Here is a 1,028-nt window from a genome sequence, read left to right as displayed (position 1 = left end):
GAGCAGCTCAATCCCTGAACCTGCCGTTGAAGCTTTCACAGTATCCGTTCTCCCAAGGGCTTCCAGGTTCGATGTAGGCTGTCTTGGCCCCGACAGCAGCAATCCAATCCTTGACGGCCTGGGCAACAAATTCCGGCCCATTGTCTGAACGTATGAAACGGGGTGCACCCCGAAGTATGAATAGATCCGTCAGGGCATCGATCACGTCGACCGAGTTCAGCTTGCGCTTAACCCTAATCGCCAGGCACTCCCGACTGTGCTCATCAAGGATGTTCAGCGTCCGGAAGGCTTTGCCATCATCGGTCCGGCAATGGACGAAATCATAGCTCCACACGTGGTTGCGATGCTCTGGCCTCAGCCGAACACACGACCCATCGTTCAGCCAGAGCCGTCCTTTCTTCGGTTGTTTCACTGGCACTTTCAGCCCCTCTCGTCGCCAAAGCCGTTCAACCCGCCCATCGCTGACGGACCATCCAGCCTCTCTCAGCAGCGCAGCGACCCTGCGATAACCATATCGGCCATATTGACGGGTCAGCTCGATCATGTCGGCCACCAGCCTGTCCTCGTCCGCGCGGCCTCTTGGGATGCGTCGTTGCGTGGATCGATGTTGTCCCAGCACGCAACAGGCGCGTCTCTCGGAAACGTTCAGCTGGTTGCGTACATGGTTAATACAAGCACGACGACGAGCGGGGCTCAGTAGTTTCCCTTTGTGGCTTCCGTCAGGATCAGTTTGTCCAGCGGCAGATCAGAAACCGCACGTCGCAATCGTTCGTTCTCTTTCTGAAGCAGTTTCAGTTCTTTCAATTGATCAACACCCATTCCACCGTACTTTTTCCGCCAGCGGTAATAGGTTTGTTCAACAACTCCGATCTGTCTGATCGCATCAAGACGGGACATGCCTTGCCCCATCAGAACTTCAACCTGCCGTAACTTCGAGACAATCTCTTCGGGCTTCGGTCGCTTGTTTGCCATTCTTGGTCCTCCGTTTCCTAAACATAGCGGTGGACCAGTTCAGTCGGGGTGGCTCA

At 55.4% G+C, this 1,028-nt stretch carries 1 pseudogene; it reads right to left on the bottom strand.

What is annotated here, in order from left to right:
• Window positions 1-10: 10 nt before the first annotated feature.
• A pseudogene (locus GOW16_RS22630) lies at window positions 11-972 on the bottom strand (IS3 family transposase); the annotation flags it as partial.
• Window positions 973-1,028: the final 56 nt, after the last annotated feature.

Origin of the sequence: Ruegeria atlantica (assembly GCF_013033965.1) — a bacterium.
GTDB classification, from domain to species: Bacteria; Pseudomonadota; Alphaproteobacteria; order Rhodobacterales; family Rhodobacteraceae; genus Ruegeria; species Ruegeria atlantica_D.
The sequence above is the reverse complement of the archived record's forward strand: the minus strand, read 5'-3'. Positions and strand labels throughout refer to the sequence as shown.